21 protein-coding genes are annotated in these 19,266 nt (G+C 72.1%); 9 read left to right on the top strand and 12 right to left on the bottom strand.

What is annotated here, in order from left to right; all coding sequences use genetic code 11:
* Positions 1-89 precede the first annotated feature (89 nt).
* Complete coding sequence (locus B9W62_RS41120) at positions 90-701, bottom strand: hypothetical protein (protein WP_087807587.1); 612 nt, start codon at positions 699-701, stop codon at positions 90-92.
* A complete protein-coding gene (locus B9W62_RS14525; RefSeq protein ID WP_256976350.1) occupies positions 698-1,942 on the bottom strand; it encodes an aminotransferase class I/II-fold pyridoxal phosphate-dependent enzyme in 1,245 nt (414 codons plus the stop codon). Before B9W62_RS14525 ends, B9W62_RS41120 begins: the two co-directional genes overlap by 4 nt.
* Before the next feature lie 439 nt (positions 1,943-2,381).
* Here B9W62_RS14525 and B9W62_RS14520 point away from each other — a divergent pair, with 439 nt between their 5' ends.
* The 3 genes from B9W62_RS14520 to B9W62_RS14510 are packed head-to-tail and all read left to right on the top strand — an operon-like array spanning position 2,382 to position 3,744.
* Entirely contained in the window at positions 2,382-2,924 is a 543-nt protein-coding gene (locus B9W62_RS14520) for a TetR/AcrR family transcriptional regulator (protein WP_087807585.1), read from the top strand.
* The gene (locus tag B9W62_RS14515) at positions 2,924-3,250 is read left to right on the top strand and encodes a DMT family transporter (RefSeq protein WP_087807584.1); all 327 of its coding nucleotides are present in this window, start codon (positions 2,924-2,926) and stop codon (positions 3,248-3,250) included. Before B9W62_RS14520 ends, B9W62_RS14515 begins: the two co-directional genes overlap by 1 nt.
* On the top strand, positions 3,250-3,744 hold the full coding sequence (locus B9W62_RS14510; RefSeq protein WP_179235492.1) for a DUF5360 family protein: 495 nt from the start codon (positions 3,250-3,252) through the stop codon (positions 3,742-3,744). The genes B9W62_RS14515 and B9W62_RS14510 overlap by 1 nt, the downstream gene beginning before the upstream one ends.
* A 4-nt stretch (positions 3,745-3,748) precedes the next feature.
* On the opposite strand, the gene B9W62_RS14505 is transcribed toward B9W62_RS14510, so the two are convergent.
* Entirely contained in the window at positions 3,749-4,510 is a 762-nt protein-coding gene (locus B9W62_RS14505) for an alpha/beta fold hydrolase (RefSeq protein ID WP_087807583.1), read from the bottom strand.
* A 135-nt stretch (positions 4,511-4,645) separates the two neighbouring features.
* On the opposite strand from B9W62_RS14505, the gene B9W62_RS14500 reads away from it, so the two are divergent.
* Together B9W62_RS14500 and B9W62_RS14495 are read left to right on the top strand one after the other, a co-directional pair.
* Complete coding sequence (locus B9W62_RS14500) at positions 4,646-5,836, top strand: adenosine deaminase (protein WP_087807582.1); 1,191 nt, start codon at positions 4,646-4,648, stop codon at positions 5,834-5,836.
* Positions 5,837-5,977: 141 nt separating this feature from the next.
* The gene (locus B9W62_RS14495) at positions 5,978-6,346 is read left to right on the top strand and encodes an ATP-binding protein (protein WP_087807581.1); all 369 of its coding nucleotides are present in this window, start codon (positions 5,978-5,980) and stop codon (positions 6,344-6,346) included.
* A 90-nt stretch (positions 6,347-6,436) separates the two neighbouring features.
* Here the strand turns inward: B9W62_RS14495 and B9W62_RS14490 are convergent, their stop codons facing one another.
* The 5 genes from B9W62_RS14490 to afsQ1 all read right to left on the bottom strand — a co-directional run bounded on the left by B9W62_RS14490 (position 6,437) and on the right by afsQ1 (position 10,283).
* Positions 6,437-6,640, bottom strand: a complete 204-nt coding sequence (locus B9W62_RS14490) for a PspC domain-containing protein (protein ID WP_061442869.1) — start codon at positions 6,638-6,640, stop codon at positions 6,437-6,439.
* Positions 6,641-6,735: 95 nt separating this feature from the next.
* Entirely contained in the window at positions 6,736-7,287 is a 552-nt protein-coding gene (locus B9W62_RS14485) for a VanZ family protein (RefSeq protein ID WP_087811910.1), read from the bottom strand.
* 100 nt (positions 7,288-7,387) lie between these two features.
* Positions 7,388-7,999: a hypothetical protein gene (locus tag B9W62_RS14480; RefSeq protein WP_087807580.1), complete on the bottom strand. Its 612-nt coding sequence runs from the start codon at positions 7,997-7,999 to the stop codon at positions 7,388-7,390.
* Positions 7,999-9,609 carry a two-component system sensor histidine kinase AfsQ2 gene (afsQ2, locus tag B9W62_RS14475; RefSeq protein ID WP_087807579.1) on the bottom strand — a complete coding sequence of 537 codons (1,611 nt, stop codon included), beginning with the start codon at positions 9,607-9,609 and terminating at the stop codon, positions 7,999-8,001. Before afsQ2 ends, B9W62_RS14480 begins: the two co-directional genes overlap by 1 nt.
* Positions 9,606-10,283, bottom strand: a complete 678-nt coding sequence (afsQ1, locus tag B9W62_RS14470; protein WP_003974066.1) for a two-component system response regulator AfsQ1 — start codon at positions 10,281-10,283, stop codon at positions 9,606-9,608. Before afsQ1 ends, afsQ2 begins: the two co-directional genes overlap by 4 nt.
* Before the next feature lie 208 nt (positions 10,284-10,491).
* Between afsQ1 and B9W62_RS14465 the strand changes: the two genes are divergently transcribed.
* On the top strand, positions 10,492-11,262 hold the full coding sequence (locus tag B9W62_RS14465; RefSeq protein WP_179235491.1) for a SigE family RNA polymerase sigma factor: 771 nt from the start codon (positions 10,492-10,494) through the stop codon (positions 11,260-11,262).
* 232 nt (positions 11,263-11,494) lie between these two features.
* Here the strand turns inward: B9W62_RS14465 and B9W62_RS14460 are convergent, their stop codons facing one another.
* Positions 11,495-12,097 (bottom strand): uridine kinase, encoded by a 603-nt coding sequence (locus tag B9W62_RS14460; RefSeq protein WP_087807578.1) that lies wholly within the window; start codon positions 12,095-12,097, stop codon positions 11,495-11,497.
* Positions 12,098-12,300: 203 nt separating this feature from the next.
* Between B9W62_RS14460 and B9W62_RS14455 the strand changes: the two genes are divergently transcribed.
* Entirely contained in the window at positions 12,301-12,705 is a 405-nt protein-coding gene (locus B9W62_RS14455; RefSeq protein ID WP_087807577.1) for a hypothetical protein, read from the top strand.
* 160 nt (positions 12,706-12,865) lie between these two features.
* Entirely contained in the window at positions 12,866-14,890 is a 2,025-nt protein-coding gene (locus B9W62_RS14450) for a bifunctional serine/threonine-protein kinase/glutamate ABC transporter substrate-binding protein (protein WP_087807576.1), read from the top strand.
* A 70-nt stretch (positions 14,891-14,960) separates the two neighbouring features.
* On the opposite strand, the gene B9W62_RS14445 is transcribed toward B9W62_RS14450, so the two are convergent.
* The 3 genes from B9W62_RS14445 to deoC are packed head-to-tail and all read right to left on the bottom strand — an operon-like array spanning position 14,961 to position 18,287.
* The gene (locus B9W62_RS14445; protein WP_087807575.1) at positions 14,961-15,863 is read right to left on the bottom strand and encodes an aldehyde dehydrogenase family protein; all 903 of its coding nucleotides are present in this window, start codon (positions 15,861-15,863) and stop codon (positions 14,961-14,963) included.
* On the bottom strand, positions 15,856-17,298 hold the full coding sequence (locus tag B9W62_RS14440; RefSeq protein WP_087807574.1) for an aldehyde dehydrogenase family protein: 1,443 nt from the start codon (positions 17,296-17,298) through the stop codon (positions 15,856-15,858). Before B9W62_RS14440 ends, B9W62_RS14445 begins: the two co-directional genes overlap by 8 nt.
* Before the next feature lie 5 nt (positions 17,299-17,303).
* The gene (deoC, locus tag B9W62_RS14435) at positions 17,304-18,287 is read right to left on the bottom strand and encodes a deoxyribose-phosphate aldolase (protein ID WP_087811908.1); all 984 of its coding nucleotides are present in this window, start codon (positions 18,285-18,287) and stop codon (positions 17,304-17,306) included.
* 238 nt (positions 18,288-18,525) lie between these two features.
* Between deoC and B9W62_RS14430 the strand changes: the two genes are divergently transcribed.
* Positions 18,526-19,227, top strand: coding sequence for a PH domain-containing protein (locus B9W62_RS14430; protein WP_087807573.1), 702 nt, complete (start codon positions 18,526-18,528; stop codon positions 19,225-19,227).
* Positions 19,228-19,266 lie beyond the last annotated feature (39 nt).

Here is a 19,266-nt window from a genome sequence, read left to right as displayed (position 1 = left end):
CGGTAGGGCGGTAGGGCGGTACGGCGGTGGGACGGCGGGTCGGCGGGCCGGCGGGCCGGCGGCCCGCGGACACAAGGCCGCCGGGCCCGTCACCCGGGCACGGGCGTACGGGTCAGCTGGAGCAGGCCGCAGCAGCAGGCCAGCGCACTCGCGGCAGCACGGGCCTCCGGCAGCCGGACGGCCGCGGCCGCACACCCGAGAGCGACGGCCAGACACAACAGGACCACCGCACTCCGCACGGGCACACCACCCCCGGGGCCGGAGGCTGGGGTCGAACCCGAACCCCGGCCCGGCCCTGAGTCCGGACCAGAGCCAGCACCAGCACCAGCACCCGGACCAGCACCAGCACCGCCCTCGCGCGCCGGGCCCACCAGTGCGGCCGTCACGAGCCCCGCCGCCACCGCGCAGCACGCCCCGCCCAGCAGCAGTCCCCACCGGCCGCCCGGACACGCGACCGCCAGGCCCAGGGCGAGCAGTGCGGTCGGCAGTGACCGGGGCGGTGTGCCGCCCAGGGTGTGTGCCGCGCCGGCGGTGAGGAGGAACGCGAGCAGGAGCAGTGCCGACGTCACCAGGCCGTCGTGTCGCACCACTTGGGCCGCCGCGCTGACCCCGAGCGCGAGCCCGGCCGCGGCCAGCGCCGACGTCGCCCCGGCGCGGGCGCTGACGGGCCCCGGGGCGGCGCCGGTGTCCACGCCGGTCATGCCACGCTGGTCGACGCGGCCGGCCGCAGCGCCCGCTGGTGCGGTGCGACCTCGGCGGCGAAGGCGTCGACGACCCGGTCGAGCTGCGTGACGGTGTGGGCCGCGGTGTAACTGGTGCGCAGCCGCGGCGAGGCGGCGGGCGGCAGTACGGGATTGACGTACACGCCCCGCTGTACCAGGCGCTGCCAGATCCGTACGGTGTCGGTCGCGCCGGCGGTCGGCAGGGGGATGATCGGGGTGCTGCTCTCACCGGCCAGCACTCCGGCGCGGGTCAGACCGCGCCGCACGTGGTCGGCGTTGGCGAGCGCGGTCGCCGGCAACTCCGGTTCGGCGCGCAGGATCCGCAGCGCCGCCAGGGCGGACGCCGTGTTGGACGGGGTCATGGAGGCGCTGAACATCAGGCTGCGCGCGTTGTGCTTGAGGTAGTGGATGGCCTCGCGACTGCCGAGCACGGCGCCGCCCAGCGACGCGAGCGACTTGCTGAACGTGACGGTGATCAGGTCGACCCGGTCGGTCAGCCCGAAGTGCGCGGCCGTGCCCCGGCCGCCCGCCAGCACCCCGAGGCCGTGCGCGTCGTCCACGAGCAGACGCGCTCCGTACTCCTCGCAGACGCGGGTGACGGCGGGGAGGTCGCAGATGTCGCCCTCCATCGAGTAGACGCCGTCCACCACGACGAGGCGCCCGGCGTCGTCGGGCAGGCGCTCCAGGACGCGTCGCAGCCCGGCGGCGTCGTTGTGCGGGAACTTGCGCATCCGGGCGCCGCTCAGCCGGCAGCCGTCGACCAGCGAGGCGTGGGCGTCGTGGTCGATGAGCACGTAGTCGCGCGGGGTGAGCAGGGCGGCCAGGACGCCGAGGTTGGTCTGGTAGCCCGTCGACATGACCAGCGCCGCGGGCTTGCCGAGGAACGCGGCGAGCTCCACCTCCAGTTCCTCGTGCAGTTCGGTGTTCCCGTTGAGGAACCGCGATCCGGTGCTGGAGCTGCCGTACCGCTCGGTGGCGCCGCGGGCGGCGGCCAGGACCCGGGGGTCGCCGGTCAGGCCCAGGTAGTTGTTGGAACCGCACATGACCAGGTCACGGCCGCCGGCGCGCACCGTGCTGCCCTCACCGCTTTGGAGGGCCTGGAAATACGGATAGAGCCCGGCCGCGATCAGGTCGTCGGCCGCAGTGAATGCGGCGAACCGGGAGTATATGTCGGGCGGGGATTTCACGGTTCCGCTTTTGGTGCCGAGTTCAGCTGTCACGAACTTTCCCTTTGTTGAATTCAAGTCACTAAAGGGCGTGCAGGAATGCCGAAGGGCGCGGATGAGCGCATGCGGCCAGGGCAGGATGCCGTTTCGCCCTGATCGGGTCACCGTTGACCGAGGGCGATGAAGGTGAGGCGAAGAAGGGCGGGCAGCGCCGTGGACCACGGGGCCCGCAGGGTTCGCTAAGCGCTCGATTCGATCATGTATTCCCCCGAATGATCGTATGCGCCGGCCGGTCTGGGCAGGCGAGGGCGAACATAACCGGTCGCCGTCAAGTGTGTCAACGAAATCATTTTAAGCCGTAGAATATTGCACGGAATTCATGGTTCCGGCCTTCTTGATGTCGCAGGTCAGGGCGCGTTGCGTGTGGTACGGTTCATTCGACCGTCCAGACGGTCGGGAATGCTGGTAAGCCCTTTCGGAAACGGATGAGTACGTGCGCGACCGAATCCTTGACGCCGTGGAACGCCTGCTGGTCAGGGGCGGGGTGGACGCTGTCCGGCTGGACGCCGCGGCCGCGGAGGCCCGGGTGAGCAAGGGCGGCCTGCTCCACCACTTCCCCTCCAAGCGCGCGCTCGTGGAGGGCGTGGTCACCCGGCTGGTCGACCGCTTCGAGGCCGTACTCCCGGGGCCGGACGCGCCGCCCGGGGCCTTCGCGAAGGCATGGCTCGACGCCTCCATCCCGCCGGAGGTCTCGGAGGACGGTGAACCGGCCGCCTCCGCCGTACCGGTGGCCCTGCTCGCCGCGGCGGGCGGACCGGAGGTCCTCGACATCCTCCGCGAGCGCTACGAGGCCTGGCAGCGCCGGCTGGACGAGGACGGGCTGGCACCCGGCGTGGCGACGCTGGTCCGCATGGCCGTGGACGGCTGGTGGACCACACGGCTGCTCGGCCTGGCCCCGCCGCACGGCGAAGAGCACCGCCGGCTGCGGGCGCTGGTGGAGGAACTGACGACCCGACAGGATCAGGGGGACGGCTGATGGGATTCCTGCTGGTGGCCGGAGCGATCGTGTCCGAGGTGGCCGCGACCCTCGCGTTGCGCGCCTCGCACGGACTGACCCGCCTCGCCCCGAGCCTCCTCGTGGTCGCCGGCTACGCGGCGGCCTTCGTCCTGCTGGCCCAGGCGCTCAAGTCGCTGAACGTGGGGCCGGTGTACGCCGTGTGGTCCGGCGTGGGCACCGTCGGGGCCTTCGTCGGCGGCGTCCTCCTGTTCGGCGAGCAGCTGCGCACGGCGACCCTGGTCGGCATGGTGATGATCGTCGGCGGAGTGGCCGTGATGTACCTGGGCGGAGGCGTCGAGCACTGATGAGCGCCGCGACCGACACCGAATCCGCCACCCGTGCCCCCTGCCTGACCGGCATCAAGACGGCGATGCTGGTGACCGACCTGGGCTTCCTGCTGTACTGGTCGGTGGCCCTGCTGGCGCTCATCCCGGCCGAGTACGCCTACAAGGACTACGACGACCCGGTCATGAGCGACTGGAACTACTCGTTCCTGCCCCTCGACACCGCCGCCAGCGTCACCGGACTGCTCTCCCTGGCGCTCTCCCGGGGCGCACTGGGACGCCGCGCACACCGGCACCGACCGCTCTGGCTGCCCCTGATGCTCGTCTCGCTCACCCTCACCAGCACGGCCGGACTACAGGCCGTCGTCTTCTGGGCGCTGCGCGGCGACTGGTCCCCGACGTGGTGGATCCCGAACCTGGCCCTGCTGCTCTTCCCGGTCTACGCCATCACCGTCCTGCTCCGCCACGGCGGCACCACGACGCACTGGCCGGCCCGGCGGCAGCCGGGCCGCTGACGCGCTACCGCCGCAACGACTTCCCGAACCCCGCCGCCAACGGCATCCGCAGCCCCAGCGGCGGGGGAGCGGCCAGGGCGTCCTCCACCGGACGCGAGAAGGACTGCCCGAACAGCACGCCCATCACGAAGTCCACGGCCAGCGCGGCGACCTCGTCCCGGTACTGGCGCAGCCCGTGGCCGTCGGAGTGCACCTCGAACCGGCACACGGCGCGGTTCGCCTTCTTCGCCCGGGACGCGAGCCGGAACGACAACTCCGGGTCGCTGCGCACGTCGTTGGTGCCGTGCACGAGCAGCACCTGGCGTCCGGCGAGCTGCTTCACCGGTTCGGGTGGCGCGGCCACGTCGTCCTCGGGCAGCCAGGGAGCGATCGCCAGTGCCGAGTTGACGGCCTCGTGCCCGGCCGCCCGCAACGCCGCCCGGCCGCCCATGCCGACGCCGGCCAGGCAGACCGGTACGTCCCCGTAGCGCCGTACGGCCTCGTCGGCGGCCCACTCGGCATCCCGGGCCAGGTGCGCCTCGGCGCCGTTCCAGCCGCGGTAGCGGTAGTGCACGACGTGCGTGGCCAGCCCCTCCTCCCGGCCCGCGCGTGCCAGCCTGCGCCCCAACGCGCGTACGGACGCGGCCGCGAGCAGCGCGGAGGGCCTGCGGTCGGACACCTCGTCGCCCTCGGGGAGCAGCAGCACCACACCGCTCACCGCCGTCCCCTCCGGACCGAGCGTCCGCCCCAGCCGGGCCCGACGGACCGGCGTCGCTTGCTGTGCCATGGCAGAAGATTCTCAGAAGTCCGGGTGTACGGAACCCGTCCGCGCAGTCACCGTTACATATCGGGGAGTCCGTACACCGCGCCCGGTCCCGGCATTCGCCCGGTGTTCTACGCGCGTAGGAGTTAGAGTGCGGAAATGACGAGCCGAAGCACCGAGAAGAGCGCCGCGGCGAACACCGCGGCGGTCTCGAAGACACCGTCGCCGGACCGGATCCGCCGGGCGCCCAAGGTCCTGCTGCACGACCACCTCGACGGCGGGCTGCGCCCCGGCACGGTCGTCGAACTCGCCCGCGAGACCGGCTATACGGACCTCCCCGAGACCGACGCCGACCTGCTCGGCGCCTGGTTCCGGCAGGCCGCCGACTCCGGGTCCCTGGAGCGGTACCTGGAGACCTTCTCCCACACCGTCGGCGTCATGCAGACCCGTGACGCCCTGGTCCGGGTCGCCGCGGAGTGCGCGCAGGACCTCGCCGAGGACGGCGTCGTCTACGCCGAGGTGCGGTACGCGCCCGAGCAGCACCTGGAGAAGGGGCTGACCCTCGAAGAGGTCGTCGAGGCCGTCAACGAGGGCTTCCGGGAGGGCGAGCGGCGCGCCCGGGAGAACGGCCACCGCATCCGGGTCGGCGCCCTGCTCACCGCCATGCGGCACGCGGCCCGCTCCCTGGAGATCGCCGAACTCGCCAACCGCTACCGCGACCTCGGCGTCGTCGGGTTCGACATCGCGGGCGCCGAGGCCGGTTACCCGCCCACCCGGCACCTGGACGCCTTCGAGTACCTGAAGCGGGAGAACAACCACTTCACCATCCACGCCGGCGAGGCGTTCGGGCTGCCGTCCATCTGGCAGGCCTTGCAGTGGTGCGGCGCCGACCGGCTCGGGCACGGGGTGCGCATCATCGACGACATCCAGGTCCACGAGGACGGCTCGGTCAAGCTCGGACGGCTCGCCTCCTACGTCCGGGACAAGCGGATCCCGCTGGAGCTGTGCCCCAGCTCCAACCTCCAGACCGGCGCCGCCGACTCCTACGCCGAACACCCCATCGGGCTGCTGCGGCGACTGCACTTCCGGGCCACCGTCAACACCGACAACCGGCTGATGTCCCACACCAGCATGAGCCGGGAATTCGAGCACCTTGTCGACGCGTTCGGTTACACGCTCGACGACATGCAGTGGTTCTCCGTCAATGCGATGAAATCAGCGTTCATTCCTTTCGATGAACGACTGGCCATGATCAATGACGTCATCAAGCCCGGATATGCCGAGCTGAAATCCGAATGGCTGTTCCAGCAGACGGCTTCGACCAGCGGTTCTTCGGAGTCCGAGGGCTGAGTACGGGATGGCGGTCACAGGGAAACGCGGGCGGGCTTTCACAATCCTTCCGCATTTCGATGTTTGCCGTCGGGGGGCGGGCGTGTTTACGGTCGAGGACCGCTCACATCCCCGTCTCCCCATTTACGAGGACGCATTTCCATGAAGCAGTCTGCTGCCAAGACCCTCGGTGTCGCCGCCCTCGGTGCCGCCTTCGCCGCCGCCGGCGCGGGCGCGGCCACCGCGGCCCCCGGGCTCCCCGACACCGCGCAGACGGTGGACTCCGTCGCCCGCACCCTCCCCGCGGAGACCGTCTCCCAGGTGGCGCCCGGCGCGGGCAACGCGCTGGAGCAGGGCCGCAGGATCTCCCACACCGGTCTGACCGTCGCGCAGCCGGTCGTCGAGCAGCTGGTCGCCGAGCAGCTCGCCGAGGGCCCGACCGAGCCGGTCGCCAAGCTGCTCGGCGGGGTGCCGCTGCAAGGGCTGCCCACCCAGGGCCTGCCGGTCAACGGCCTCCCGCTGGGCGGCTGAGCACCAGCGCCTCCCCCCCCGTACGCGCCGAAGGGGCGCACCCGGTCGCCGGGTGCGCCCCATCGGTGTACCAGAGGGGAGGTACGTCCTTCACCAGGCCGTGCGGGCGGCCTTCTCCTCGGACGGGAGCAGGATCCACAGGGCCAGGTAGAGCAGGAACTGCGGGCCGGGCAGCAGGCAGGAGACCAGGAAGATCACCCGCATCGTGCCGGCGGAGGTGCCGAAGCGCCGGGCCAGCGCGGCGCACACTCCGCCGATCATGCGGCCGTGGGTGGGGCGGGCGAGGCGGGACATCGCGGCTCCTTCGTGAGCGTGTGGGTGGGGCCGCCCTTCGGCTTCCCCTTCATCTGCCCTCCACGCTACGGAGACGAACGGCACAAAGCGTCGCTCTACGGGGCGATACCGACCCTGGGAATCGTCGGGGTCCGACCCTGAGCGGGCTCCTCCTGGGGGACGCCCTCGCACCCGGCCCGCCGGTACCGGCGACGGAGCCGGGCCCGGCCCGCCGGGACCACGGCGAGGTGCGCCAGGGCCACGCCCACCGTGTTGAGCAGCACGGAGTCGATGTCGACGACCTGACCGGGCACCCCGGTTTGCAGCAGCTCGATGCCCACCGACAGCAGCGCGGCGGCGGCCGTGGTGCGCAGCAGGGACGCCAGCGGCGAGACGTGCAGCCGCCCGCCGGCCATCGGCAGCAGGACGCCGAGCGGAGCCAGCAGGACCAGCGACCCGCCCAGCGAACGGGCCGCCTCGCGCCCGCCCAGCGCCAGGTCGGCGCGGATCCCGGCGAAGGGCTCCAGGTTCGGCGGCAGCACCCAGGGGACGTCCAGCGGCCGCAGCGCGTACCAGGCGACGAACGCGAAATGTGCGACGAGGAGAACACTTCCTGTCACACGGATGCGGAGCGCGGCGCTGCCGCCGAGGAACCCAAGACGCTGCACGTACCCCAAGACGCACCCCCCGCCGTGCGCGGTTCCGGGCTCTCGCCCGCAAGGGTGAGGCTTGCGCCACATGGCCCCGCGGGGGCCGCGCGGCGGTCCCTCAGCCGTCGGTGACCTCGTCGGCCGGCGGTTCGTTGCTGCCGGGCCGGGCCCGGACCTCGTCCGTGCAGGAGTAGCGGCGGGCGGGCCGGTCGGTGGGCCCGGCCAGGATCACGGAGCCGTCGCCCTCGGCCGCGGCGGAGTCCGAGAAGGTGCACACGACCTGCGCGAGGGCGTACGAGGTGAGGTCGTCGGGATCGGCGCTCAGCCGCAGTGCGTCCTCGGGGTCGCCGGACCGCGGTCCCGTCACCTTGATCCCGCGGCGCACGTCCGACGTGTACCCGGCCTCCTTCTCCGCGGCCGACGGCTGTGCCGCCAGCTCGTCCAGCAGCCCCTGGGCCACCAGCACGCGCCGTCCCGAGTCCGAGGCGCCGTCCGCCACCCGCACCGTGCGGTCCACGGCCACCAGCGACGAACCGCACAGCAGGAACACCTGCGCGGGCAGACCGGGCGCGGCCTGCGTCGACACGTCCGGCTCGGGGAGCGAGCAGCGCACCCGCGAGGGCGCCGGACCGTAGTCCGTGGGCACCTCGGTGGCGCGGATGCCGCACCCGGTCAGCAGCACGGCCAGTACCAGGAGCCCGGTCAGGGCCGGCAGCCGGCGTACGGTCATCAGACCTGTCCCTTCGCGTCCTTGCCCTTGCTCCCGTCGCCCGCGGCTTCCGCCGTGTCCTCGGCGTCCTCGTCCGCGGGCGGGGACGGGTCCTGCGGCAGCCGCAGCGTGAACACCGCACCGCCCTCGGCGGCGTTCTCGGCGGTGATCTCGCCGCCGTGGATGTGCGCGTTCTCCATGGCGATGGACAGGCCGAGCCCGCTGCCCTCGGAGCGCGGCCGGGAGGCGCTCGCCTTGTAGAAGCGGTCGAAGACGTGCGGCAGGACGTCCTCGGGGATACCGGGGCCGTTGTCCCGCACCCGGATGACGACCTCGTCGTCCGCCCGCGCCACGGACACCCTGACCGGCGACCCGCCGTGCTTGAGGGCGTTGCCGATCAGGTTGGCCAGGATGACGTCCAGGCGGCGCGGGTCCAGCCGGGCGTGGATGCCGCGCTCGGCCTCCAGTTCGACGGCGTCCAGCCAGGCCCGGGCGTCGATGCAGGCGGTGATCTGGTCGGCGACGTCCACGTCGTCCAGGACCAGGCGGGCGGTGCCCGCGTCGAAGCGGGTGACCTCCATCAGGTTCTCCACCAGGTCGTTCAGCCGCCGGGTCTCGCTCACCACCAGCCGTACGGCGGGTTCGACCATCGGGTCGAAGCTGCCGCCCTCGCCCTCACCCGCGTACTCCAGCTCCTCCTCCAGCACCTCCGTCACCGCGGTGAGCGCCGTCAGCGGCGTACGCAGCTCGTGGCTCATGTCCGCGACGAAGCGCCGGGAGGCCTGCTCCCGGCCGGCCATGTCCGCGACCCGCTTCTCCAGGTTCTCGGCGGCGCTGTTGAACGTCCGGGACAGATCGGCCAGTTCGTCGGTGCCGGACACGCGCAGCCGGGTGTCCAGCTTGCCCTCGCCCAGGCGCCGCGCCGCGGCCCCGAGCCGTTGCACGGGCTTCAGCACGGTCGTCGCCAGGGCCTGCGCGAGCAGCGCGGAGCCGAGCAGGGCGAGCGCGGTGGCGATCCCCAACGACCAGGCGAGCGAGTTCAGGTCCTTGGCCTCCGGTTCCAGCGACTTGAGCATGTAGCCGGTCGGACCGCCGCCGATCACCCGGGTGCCGGCCACCAGGTACGGGGTACCGTCGTCGGTGATCCGCTGCCAGTACAGGTGGTACGGGTGCTTGTTGGCCGAGGTGACCTTCTGCTCCTTGTTCACCGCGGTGCGCAGCGACTCGGGCACGTCGGACAGCGCGAAGCCGCCCAGGCCGCCCGAACTGCCGTACACGGCACCGCCGTCGGTGCCCTCGGCGACCAGCAGCACCGAGAACCGCTGGCTGCTGTTGGCCATCTGCCCCGCGGTGTGCTGCACCTCGTCCTGCGTGGGGTGCTCGGGCAGCGCGCCCGCCCGGTTCTGCATCTCCTGCTCGAAGTCGCGCAGCACGGCGTCCTGGGTGCGGGTCAGCACCGCCTCCCGGTTCAGCCAGTACGCGATGCCGGACGCGGACACGGCGGCGGTGAGCGCGACCAGGCCGAAGACCAGGACCAGCCGCAGCCGGAGGCTGGTGAAGCGCAGCCCGGACCAGAATCCCTTGCGCGCCGCGGCCAGGCCGCGGGTACCCCCCTGGTGTTCCCGTGTCACTGAGGCGGATCCAGCCGGTAGCCGACACCGCGCACGGTACGGATCAGGGTCGGGGACGACGGCACGTCCTCGACCTTGGCGCGCAGCCGCTGCACGCACGCGTCCACCAGCCGGGAGTCGCCGAGGTAGTCGTGCTCCCACACCAGCCGCAGCAACTGCTGCCGGGACAGCGCCTGTCCGGGCCGCCGGCTCAGTTCGAGGAGCAGTCGCAGCTCGGTCGGCGTGAGCTGGAGGTCCTCGCCGTTCTTCGTCACGGTCATCGCGGAACGGTCGATGACCAGGCTGCCGAAGCTCGCCGAGTCGGTGGACTCCCGCTCCCCGCGCCGCAGCACGGCCCGGATCCGGGCGTCGAGCACCCGGCCCTGGACGGGTTTGACGACGTAGTCGTCGGCGCCCGACTCGAGACCGACGACCACGTCGATGTCGTCGTTGCGCGCGGTCAGCAGGATGATCGGCAGCTGGTCGGTGCGCCGGATGCGGCGGCACACCTCGAAACCGTCGATGCCGGGCAGCATCACGTCCAGCACGATCAGGTCCGGCCGCTGCTCGCGCAACAGCTTCAGACCGTCCTCACCACTGGCAGCGGTGGCCACCCGGTGGCCCTGGCGGGTCAGGGAGAGCTCCAGGGCCGTGCGGATGGCGTCGTCGTCCTCGATCAGCAACAGGGAAGGCACGCGCTCATTCTGGCCCATGAGGGGGTGGGTGTTCGACCTGCGGGTGCGGTTGGGGTCCCACGACGCCGCCGGACCCTGTGAAGGAAGCGTGGCGCAGACGTGACGGACCCCTGTGACAGCTCTGTGACAGTCGGCGGACACGGCCATGAAATGGCCGGGGCAAGCTTTTCGTCACAAGCAACCGGCAGTCCACGACGGGGGGCGCGAGATGAACACGCTGAAGGGCACCAACACCAGCGCAGTGGTCACGCGTCTGCACGACGTGCACGGACACCGGGGTGCCGAGAAGTCCGGTGCCGTGAGCGGGCGGGGGTGCGCTCGCGGCACCGGGCGTCAGCACACCGTGTACATGACGGTGGTTGACGCGCACACGGGGGAAACGGGGAACACGGGGGACCGGGGGGAGACGCACGGGGGAACCGCGTACGGGGAGGCCCGGGGGGAGCGCCGCTCCCTGTCGGAGGCGGAGTTCACCGCCTACGTCCAGGAGCGCCGCTCCTCCCTGTACGCGACCGCCTACCACCTGACCGGCGACCGCTTCGAGGCCGAGGACCTGTTGCAGAGCGCGCTGTTCTCGACCTACCGGGCGTGGGACCGGATCAGTGACAAGGCGGCGGTCGGCGGCTACCTCCGCCGCACCATGACCAACCTGCACATCAGCGCCTGGCGGCGCCGCAAGCTCAACGAGTACCCGACCGAGGAACTGCCGGAGACGCCCGGCGACATGGACGCGATGCGCGGCACCGAGCTGCGTACGGTCCTGTGGCAGGCGCTGGCCCGGCTGCCCGAGCTCCAGCGCACCATGCTGGTGCTGCGCTACTACGAGGGCCGTACGGACCCGGAGATCGCGGACATCCTCGACATCAGCGTCGGCACGGTGAAGTCCAGCATCTGGCGGTCGCTGCGCCGGCTGCGCGAGGACGAGGTCCTCAGCTTCGGCCGTGACCAGGAGGACGCCTTCGGCGAACTGGTCGCCTGAAGGTACGGGCCGGGAGCACCGGCCCGGGGGCGGGGCCCCGTGAAAAGAAATTCGGAGCCGGGGTGTATCAGGGGGAGCAACCCGGGCTCTTACTCACGGGGAAGCACCACGGGGGAACAACGGGGGACACGGGGGACGGGGATCACGGGGGATCCACGGGGGAGTGGAAAGGGAGCGGGACTGGAGGGCCGGGGGGTCCGTCCAGTCCCGCTTCCGCGTGCGGGGGCGGGCGTTACACCGTCGTACGGCTGGTGGCGCACCGGCCCGCGGCCGCGGCGGCCAGCCGGCCCATCGCCTCGTCCCGGTCGCAGGCGTGGGCGCCCAGCGCCGTCTGCCGGGCGATGAGGGACCGCTCGAGCCGCATCAGCCGCCAGCCCCTGCGCAGCAGGAACGGCACGGACTTGCGGCTCTCGCGCAGGTCCCGCAGGAAGCGGCGCCGGAACGTCCTCAACGGGCCCCGGCTCAGGCACAGCGCGTCGGCCAGCACGCCCAGCTCCCGGCAGCGGTCCACCAGTTCCGCGGCGAAGATGCCCTCCGCGAGGAACAGCGGCGTCCGCCCGATGTCGACCGTCCCCTCGCCGGTGCGGGCACTCAGCGAGATGTCGTAGACGGGCACGTCGGTACGCCCCGTGCGGCACAGCTCCCCGATGGCGGCGACGGCCGCGTCCGCGTCCCAAGACGCCGGATGGTCCCAGTCGATGTCGGAACCGAGCGGCACCGTCGGCAGCGTCGGGTCGGTGCCCTCCTTGTAGAAGTCGTCGAGGCGCAGCACCGGGAGGCCGGAGTGCGCGGCGAGGAGGGACTTGCCGGAGCCGGAGGGGCCGCAGAGCAGCACGACTCGCGTCGGTATGGGCGGATGGGAGCTCACGGGACACCAGTCTGAGGCATCGGACGGCCGCCGGACGACCCCGCGGGTGCACTTTGCAGCACGCGTCACACGCCGGTTGCGCTCCGTGCGGTTTGTGCGGTGACCTGATCACGGTGTGCGCTGTTATCAGGGCAGTCCGTAGCAATCCACACCAAGAGGTGGCAGCAGCGATGGCCCGACACGCGTCCCCCCGCACCCCGCACGCACAGCGCGCCCTGGTCGCTCTCGCGACCGCCGGGGCCGCCCTGGCAGCAGGAGCGGCGACGGCTTCCGCGGACGGCGGCGAGACCATCGCCGGCCTGGCCCACACCCGTCCCACCTCGCTGGGCAACATCGACCCGCAGGCGGGCCTGGCGGCCGTGACCGGCACCGTCGGCTACGTCACCGGGCCGGTCGCCGACCTCAAGCCCAACCCGCTGGCCGGCACGGGCGTCGACCCGCTGGACAACGGCGTCGGCACGAAGGTCGCCGACTTCCAGCCGCTGACCTCGACGGCACTCACCGGGCCGGTCGCCCAGGCCCAGTCGCTGGGCGCCGTGCCGGTGCTGGGCCAGGCGACGGAGCTGCTGCGCTGACGCGGTGTCGCGCACGCCGGGCCGCGATCCCTCCGAGCGGGGGGTCGCGGCCCGTTTCCGTCACGGTGGTCCGCCCTGCCCGTTCGTCGCGGGGGCTTTGCGGGGCGGCCGTCTAATCTGTGGTGACTCACGTTTCGCGCAAGTGGTGCTAGGGGGCCGAGTGCACAACGACGACGGAATCAACGGGGCCGGCGGCGGAGCCGACGGGCATCCCGAGGATCGTCCCCCCGTCCCCCACACCGTGATCGAGGGCCGCTACGAGCTGCTGGAGCCCATCGGCAGCGGCGGCATGGGCGAGGTCTGGAAGGCCCACGACCGGCGGCTGCGCCGGTTCGTCGCCGTGAAGGGGCTCCTGGACCGCAGGGCCATGACCCCGGACACGCAGAAGGCGGCGATGCAGCGCGCCCGCCGCGAGGCGGAGGCGCTCGCCAAGATCGAGCACCAGAACGTGGTGACGGTCCACGACCAGATCGAGACCGCCGACCAGGTCTGGATCGTGATGAAGCTGCTGGAAGGGCGGTCGCTGGCCGACTTGCTGAGCCGTGACGGGGTCCTCGGCGTGCCCAGGGCCGCGGACATCGGCCTCCAGATGGCCCAGGGCCTGCGGGCGGTCCACGAGGCGTCGGTCCTGCACCGCGACGTCAAGCCGGGCAACGTCCTGGTGCGGGACGGCGGCCAGGTGGTCCTGGTGGACTTCGGCATCGCCACCTTCGAGGGCGCGGACCGGGTCACCCGGTACGGCGGAGTCATCGGCACACCCCCCTACCTGGCGCCCGAACTCTTCGTCCCCACCGCCCACGGCCCCACGTCCGCCTCCGACCTGTGGGCGCTGGGCGTCACCCTGTACGAGATGGTCGAGGGACGTCTGCCCTTCGCCGGCAACGAGGTCTGGGAGGTGCAGGCGAACATCCAGGAGTCGCCCGACCCCGTGCTCCGGTACGCCGGGCCCCTCGGCCCCGTCATCCAGGGACTGCTGGCCACGGACCCGAACGGTCGCCTGGACGCGGCCGCGGCGGAGGCGATGCTCCGGGAGGTCCTCGCCGACCCGGGCACGCCGACCCCCACGCGGGCCGCCACCCCCGCGCCCCCGCCGACGGCCCGGCCCACGCCGCCCGCCGCGCCGCCCGCCGAAGCCGTCCCTTCCGGATCTGTCCCTTCCGGAACTGTCCCTCCAGGACCCGTCCATTCCGGAACCGCGCCTTCCGGGTCGCCGTCGGCGTCGCCGGCGGCGCGCGAGGGGCGCGGCCGGTTCCGGGGCTGGAAGATCGCGGCGGCCGCGGCGTGCGTCGTACTGCTGGCCGGCGGAGGCTGGCTCGTCTCGCGGGGCGACTCCGGAGGCAAGCACGACGACGCCTCCGGGCAGCAGGGCTCCGGCTCGGCCGGGGGTGACGCGGAGCAGGCGTGGGAGCAGTGGAAGAGCGCCAGGAAGCGGCTGACGATCGGGGCCAAGGAGGACCAGCCCGGGCTGAGCTTCCACGACGAGGACACCGGCGTGTGGAGCGGGTTCGACGTCGACATCGCCTATGCCCTCGCCGAGCGACTGGGCTACGACAAGACGCAGGTGGACTTCTACGGAGTGACCACGGCCAACCGGGCGAGCAAGCTGAAGAACGGGGAAGTGGACCTGGTCGTCGCCTCGTACAGCATGACGCCCGCCCGTGAGAAGCGGGACGGCATCAGGTTCGTCGGCCCCTACTACAAGGCGGGCAGCAGCCTCCTCGTCCGCAAGAACTCCGCGAAGTACGACCTCGACGAAGCCGTCGACGTGAAGCGGAACCACGTCGAGGTGTGCACGGCGCGGGACTCCACGTACGCGGACAAGTTGCAGGAGGACGGCTACACCACGGGGAAGTGGCAGCCCGACACCTACAAGGAGTGCGTGGAGAGACTGCTGGACAAGCGCTCGAGCGTGTACGCGGTCGCCTCGGACGACGTCCTTCTCGCCGGGTACGCCCGGAACGATCCGGCGCATCTCAAGCTGCTGCCCAGCGGCGCGGGCACGGAGCCCTACGGGGTGGCGATGCGCACGGACGACCCGCTCCTGCACAGCAAGGTGTGCTCGGGGCTCCAGCAGATCCTGGCCGGAAAGGAGTGGTCGGAGATGTACATGAAGGACCTGTCCCCGCTGACGGGACGGAAGACCGCGCCGAGCAGGCCGGAGCTGAGGCCGTGCGCGGCCGAGTGAAGGCCGCGGCCCCTCCGGACGGGGAGGAGCCGCGGCCCGTCGGCGTCGGCGTCGGGTGACGGGGAGCCGGTCAGTACGACGAACCGGACGCGCCCAGTGCGCCCGTCGGGTGCCAGACCGTCTTCGTCTCCAGGAACGCCGTCATGCGGTCGGTGCCCGGCGTCGCGGACCAGTCCGCGTGCGCGCCGTCCACAGGCTGTGGACGCAGGACGCGCTTGAGGTTGTCCGCCGCCGCGATCTCCAGTTCCTTCGCCAGTTCCTCGCCGGCGCCCGCGAGGTCGATCGCGTTGACGTCCTGGTGGGAGGCGAGCGGGGCGGCGATCTCGGCCGTACGGCCGGAGAGGATGTTGACCACGCCGCCGGGCAGGTCGGAGGTGGCCAGGACCTCGCCCAGGGAGAGGGCGGGCAGCGGGGACTTCTCCGAGGCCACCACGACCGCCGTGTTGCCGGTCGCGATGACCGGGGCGACGACGGACACCAGGCCCAGGAACGACGACTCCCGCGGGGCCAGGACGGCCACGACGCCGGTCGGCTCCGGGGAGGAGAGGTTGAAGAAGGGGCCCGCGACCGGGTTGCCGCCGCCGACGACCTGGGCGATCTTGTCGGTCCAGCCCGCGTACCAGACCCAGCGGTCGATCGCGGCGTCCACCTGGGCCGCCGCCTTCGACTTCGACAGGCCCTCCGCGTCGGCGACCTCCGCGACGTACTGGTCGCGGCGGCCCTCCAGCATCTCGGCGATCCGGTAGAGGACCTGCCCGCGGTTGTACGCCGTCGCGCCGGACCAGCCGCCGAACGCCTTGCGCGCGGCAACCACCGCGTCACGGGCGTCCTTGCGGGAGGAGAGGGGGGCGTTCGCCAGCCACTTGCCCTTTGCGTCGGTCACCTCGTACACCCGGCCGCTCTCGGAACGCGGGAACTTCCCGCCGACGTACAGCTTGTAGGTCTTGAGGACACTGAGTCGTGCGTCAGACATCGAGGTATGCCTCCAGGCCGTGGCGGCCGCCCTCGCGGCCGAAGCCCGACTCCTTGTAGCCGCCGAACGGCGACGTCGGGTCGAACTTGTTGAACGTGTTGGACCAGATCACACCCGCGCGGAGCTTGTTCGCGACCGCCAGGATGCGCGAACCCTTCTCCGTCCAGATGCCCGCCGACAGGCCGTACGGGGTGTTGTTGGCCTTGGCGACCGCCTCGTCCGGTGTGCGGAAGGTGAGGACGGACAGGACCGGGCCGAAGATCTCGTCGCGAGCCACCGTGTGCGCCTGGGTGACGTTCGTGAAGAGCGTCGGGGCGAACCAGTAGCCGGAGGAGGGCAGTTCGCAGGCCGGGGACCAGCGCTCGGCGCCCTCCGCCTCGCCCTGGTCGGCGAGCGCGGTGATACGGGCCAGCTGCTCGGCGGAGTTGATCGCGCCGATGTCCGTGTTCTTGTCCAGCGGGTCGCCCAGGCGGAGGGTGGTGAGCCTGCGCTTGAGGGAGTCCAGGAGCTCGTCGTGGATCGACTCCTGCACCAGGAGGCGGCTGCCCGCGCAGCAGACCTGGCCCTGGTTGAAGAAGATGCCGTTGACGATGCCCTCTACGGCCTGGTCGATCGGGGCGTCGTCGAAGACGATGTTGGCGCCCTTGCCGCCCAGTTCGAGCGTGAGCTTCTTGCGGGTGCCCGCCACCGTGCGCGCGATCTGCTTGCCGACGGCGGTGGAGCCGGTGAAGGCGACCTTGTTCACGTCCGGGTGGGCGGTCAGGGCCGCTCCGGCTCGGCCGTCGCCGGTGATGATGTTGACGACGCCCTTGGGGAGTCCGGCCTGGCGGCAGATGTCCGCGAAGAACAGGGCGGAGAGGGGGGTCGTCTCGGCGGGCTTCAGCACCACCGTGTTGCCGGTGGCGAGCGCCGGGGCGATCTTCCACGCCAGCATCAGGAGGGGGAAGTTCCACGGGATGACCTGGCCGGCCACGCCGAGGGGGCGGGGGTCGGCGCCGTAGCCCGCGTGGTCCAGCTTGTCGGCCCAGCCCGCGTAGTAGAAGAAGTGCGCCGCCACCAGGGGGAGGTCCGCGTCGCGCGTCTCCTTGATGGGCTTGCCGTTGTCGAGGGTCTCCAGGACGGCCAGCTCGCGGCTGCGCTCCTGGATGACGCGGGCGATGCGGAAGAGGTACTTCGCGCGCTCCGCGCCGGGCAGCGCCGACCACTTCTCGAAGGCCTTGCGGGCGGCCTTCACGGCGCGGTCGACGTCCGCCTCGCCGGCCTCGGCGACCTCGGACAGGACCTCCTCGGTGGACGGCGAGACCGTCTTGAAGACCTTGCCGTCGGCCGCCTCGGTGAACTCGCCGTCGATGAACAGGCCGTAGGAGGGGGCGATGTCGACGACCGCTCGGGACTCGGGCGCCGGTGCGTAGTCGAATGCGGGTGCGGATGCCATGGGGATCAGTCCACCGTCACGTAGTCGGGGCCGGAGTAACGGCCTGTGGCCAGCTTCTGGCGCTGCATCAGCAGGTCGTTGAGGAGCGAGGAGGCGCCGAAGCGGAACCAGTGGTTGTCCAGCCAGTCCTCGCCCGCCGTCTCGTTGACCAGGACCAGGAACTTGATCGCGTCCTTTGCGGTGCGGATGCCGCCGGCCGGCTTCACGCCGACCTGGACGCCGGTCTGCGCGCGGAAGTCGCGGACCGCCTCCAGCATGAGGAGCGTGTTGGCGGGCGTGGCGTTGACCGCGACCTTGCCGGTGGAGGTCTTGATGAAGTCCGCTCCGGCCAGCATGCCGAGCCAGCTCGCGCGGCGGATGTTGTCGTACGTCGACAGCTCGCCGGTCTCGAAGATGACCTTCAGACGGGCCGACGTGCCGCAGGCCTCACGGACGGCGACGATCTCGTCGTACACCTTCCTGTAGTGCCCCGCGAGGAAGGCCCCGCGGTCGATGACCATGTCGACCTCGTCCGCGCCCGCCGCCACGGCCTCGCGCACGTCGGCCAGCTTGACGGCCAGCGAGGCGCGGCCGGCCGGGAAGGCGGTGGCCACCGAGGCGACCTTCACGCCGGACCCGGCGACGGCCTCCTTGGCGGTGGGCACCATGTCGGGGTACACGCAGACGGCGGCGGTGGCGGGCGCCGTGCGGTCGGTCGGGTCGGGGCGGACCGCCTTCGCGCCGAGCGCCCGGACCTTGCCCGGGGTGTCCGCGCCTTCCAGCGTCGTCAGGTCGACCATCGAGATGGCGAGGTCGAGGGCGTACGCCTTCGCGGTGGTCTTGATGGAACGGGTGCCGAGGGAGGCGGCGCGCGCCTCGAGGCCGACCGTGTCGACGCCGGGCAACCCGTGGAGGAAGCGGCGCAGCGTGCTGTCGGACGCGGTGACGTCGGCGAGTCCGTGTGCGGGGCCGTTCACGGGGCCCTGTGCGGCGGGTGCGGTGGTGGGCATGGTCACCAGGTGAGCATATCTACGCGCGTAGCGGTCTGTACAGTCCCGGGCGGCGGTTCGATGGACCGGCACCGCGTGGGCCGTCCGGCGGTTCGATGGACCGGCACCGCGTGGCCGTCCGGCGGTTCGATGGCACAGCCTGTGGCGTCCGGCGGTTCCATGGCACCGCCTGTGCCGTCCGGCGGTTCGATGGCACCGCCCGTGACCGGCCGGCGGGCCGTCGGGCACAATCGGCTGCATGACGACCCCGGAGCCTCAGTCGCCCTCGCCGCAGCCGTCGGCACCCGTGTCCAAGGACCGGGTCTACCGTTCGCCCGCGGGCATCTCCGGAGGCGTGCTCGTACTCGCCCTCGCGTTGTGGCTCGGCATCGACGCCCTGGTCACCGGCGAGGGGGACACCCGCTGGAAGGCGCTCGCGGCGCTGGTCTTCCTGGTGCCGCTCGTCGCCGCCTACACCGTGCGGCCCGCCGTCTTCGCGAACGAGGACCGGCTGCGGGTGCGCAATCCGTTCCGCGTGATCGTGCTCCCCTGGGGGGAGGTCGCCTCGTTCCGGTCCGCCTACTCGAACGAGGTCTTCGCCGAGGGCGGCGACAAGTACCAGCTGTGGTCCGTTCCCGTCTCGCTGCGGGGCCGCAAGAAGGCCGCGCGGCGGGAGGACCGGCGGGCGGCCGGCGGCGGGCGCGGGCGCGGCATCCTCGGCGGCATGGGGCAGATGCAGCCCGGTGGGCGCACCGACGGTGCCGGGGCCACCGCCGTGCAGGCGGAGGGGCCGGTACGGGCCCAGGGCGACAAGACCATGGACGAGCTGCGCGAGCTGTGGGAGGCGCGCAAGGACGCCGCGAGCTCCAAGGGCGAGGTGACGGTGCGGTGGGCCTACGAGATCCTCGTGCCGGTGGTGGCCGGGGCGGTGGGGCTGGCGGTGCTGCTCGGGGTGGGGTGACTGTCCCGGGGCGGCGGTGAGTGTTCCGAGGTGGTGGGT

The organism is Streptomyces sp. CS113 (assembly GCF_002188365.1).
Classification (GTDB): Bacteria; Actinomycetota; Actinomycetes; order Streptomycetales; family Streptomycetaceae; genus Streptomyces; species Streptomyces tendae.
This window is presented reverse-complemented; position numbering and strand designations above follow the sequence as displayed.

Bases quoted from the DNA above. Each gene is read 5' to 3' on its own strand.
- B9W62_RS14445 (WP_087807575.1), bottom strand. From the start codon at position 15,863: ATGTCTGACGCACGACTCAGTGTCCTCAAGACCTACAAGCTGTACGTC.
- B9W62_RS41120 (WP_087807587.1), bottom strand. From the start codon at position 701: ATGACCGGCGTGGACACCGGCGCCGCCCCGGGGCCCGTCAGCGCCCGC.
- B9W62_RS14505 (WP_087807583.1), bottom strand. From the start codon at position 4,510: ATGGCACAGCAAGCGACGCCGGTCCGTCGGGCCCGGCTGGGGCGGACG.
- B9W62_RS14510 (WP_179235492.1), top strand. From the start codon at position 3,250: ATGAGCGCCGCGACCGACACCGAATCCGCCACCCGTGCCCCCTGCCTG.
- B9W62_RS14515 (WP_087807584.1), top strand. From the start codon at position 2,924: ATGGGATTCCTGCTGGTGGCCGGAGCGATCGTGTCCGAGGTGGCCGCG.
- B9W62_RS14455 (WP_087807577.1), top strand. From the start codon at position 12,301: ATGGCCCGACACGCGTCCCCCCGCACCCCGCACGCACAGCGCGCCCTG.
- B9W62_RS14500 (WP_087807582.1), top strand. From the start codon at position 4,646: ATGACGAGCCGAAGCACCGAGAAGAGCGCCGCGGCGAACACCGCGGCG.
- B9W62_RS14440 (WP_087807574.1), bottom strand. From the start codon at position 17,298: ATGGCATCCGCACCCGCATTCGACTACGCACCGGCGCCCGAGTCCCGA.
- B9W62_RS14480 (WP_087807580.1), bottom strand. From the start codon at position 7,999: ATGACCGTACGCCGGCTGCCGGCCCTGACCGGGCTCCTGGTACTGGCC.
- B9W62_RS14430 (WP_087807573.1), top strand. From the start codon at position 18,526: ATGACGACCCCGGAGCCTCAGTCGCCCTCGCCGCAGCCGTCGGCACCC.
- B9W62_RS14495 (WP_087807581.1), top strand. From the start codon at position 5,978: ATGAAGCAGTCTGCTGCCAAGACCCTCGGTGTCGCCGCCCTCGGTGCC.
- B9W62_RS14465 (WP_179235491.1), top strand. From the start codon at position 10,492: ATGAACACGCTGAAGGGCACCAACACCAGCGCAGTGGTCACGCGTCTG.
- B9W62_RS14490 (WP_061442869.1), bottom strand. From the start codon at position 6,640: ATGTCCCGCCTCGCCCGCCCCACCCACGGCCGCATGATCGGCGGAGTG.
- deoC (WP_087811908.1), bottom strand. From the start codon at position 18,287: ATGCCCACCACCGCACCCGCCGCACAGGGCCCCGTGAACGGCCCCGCA.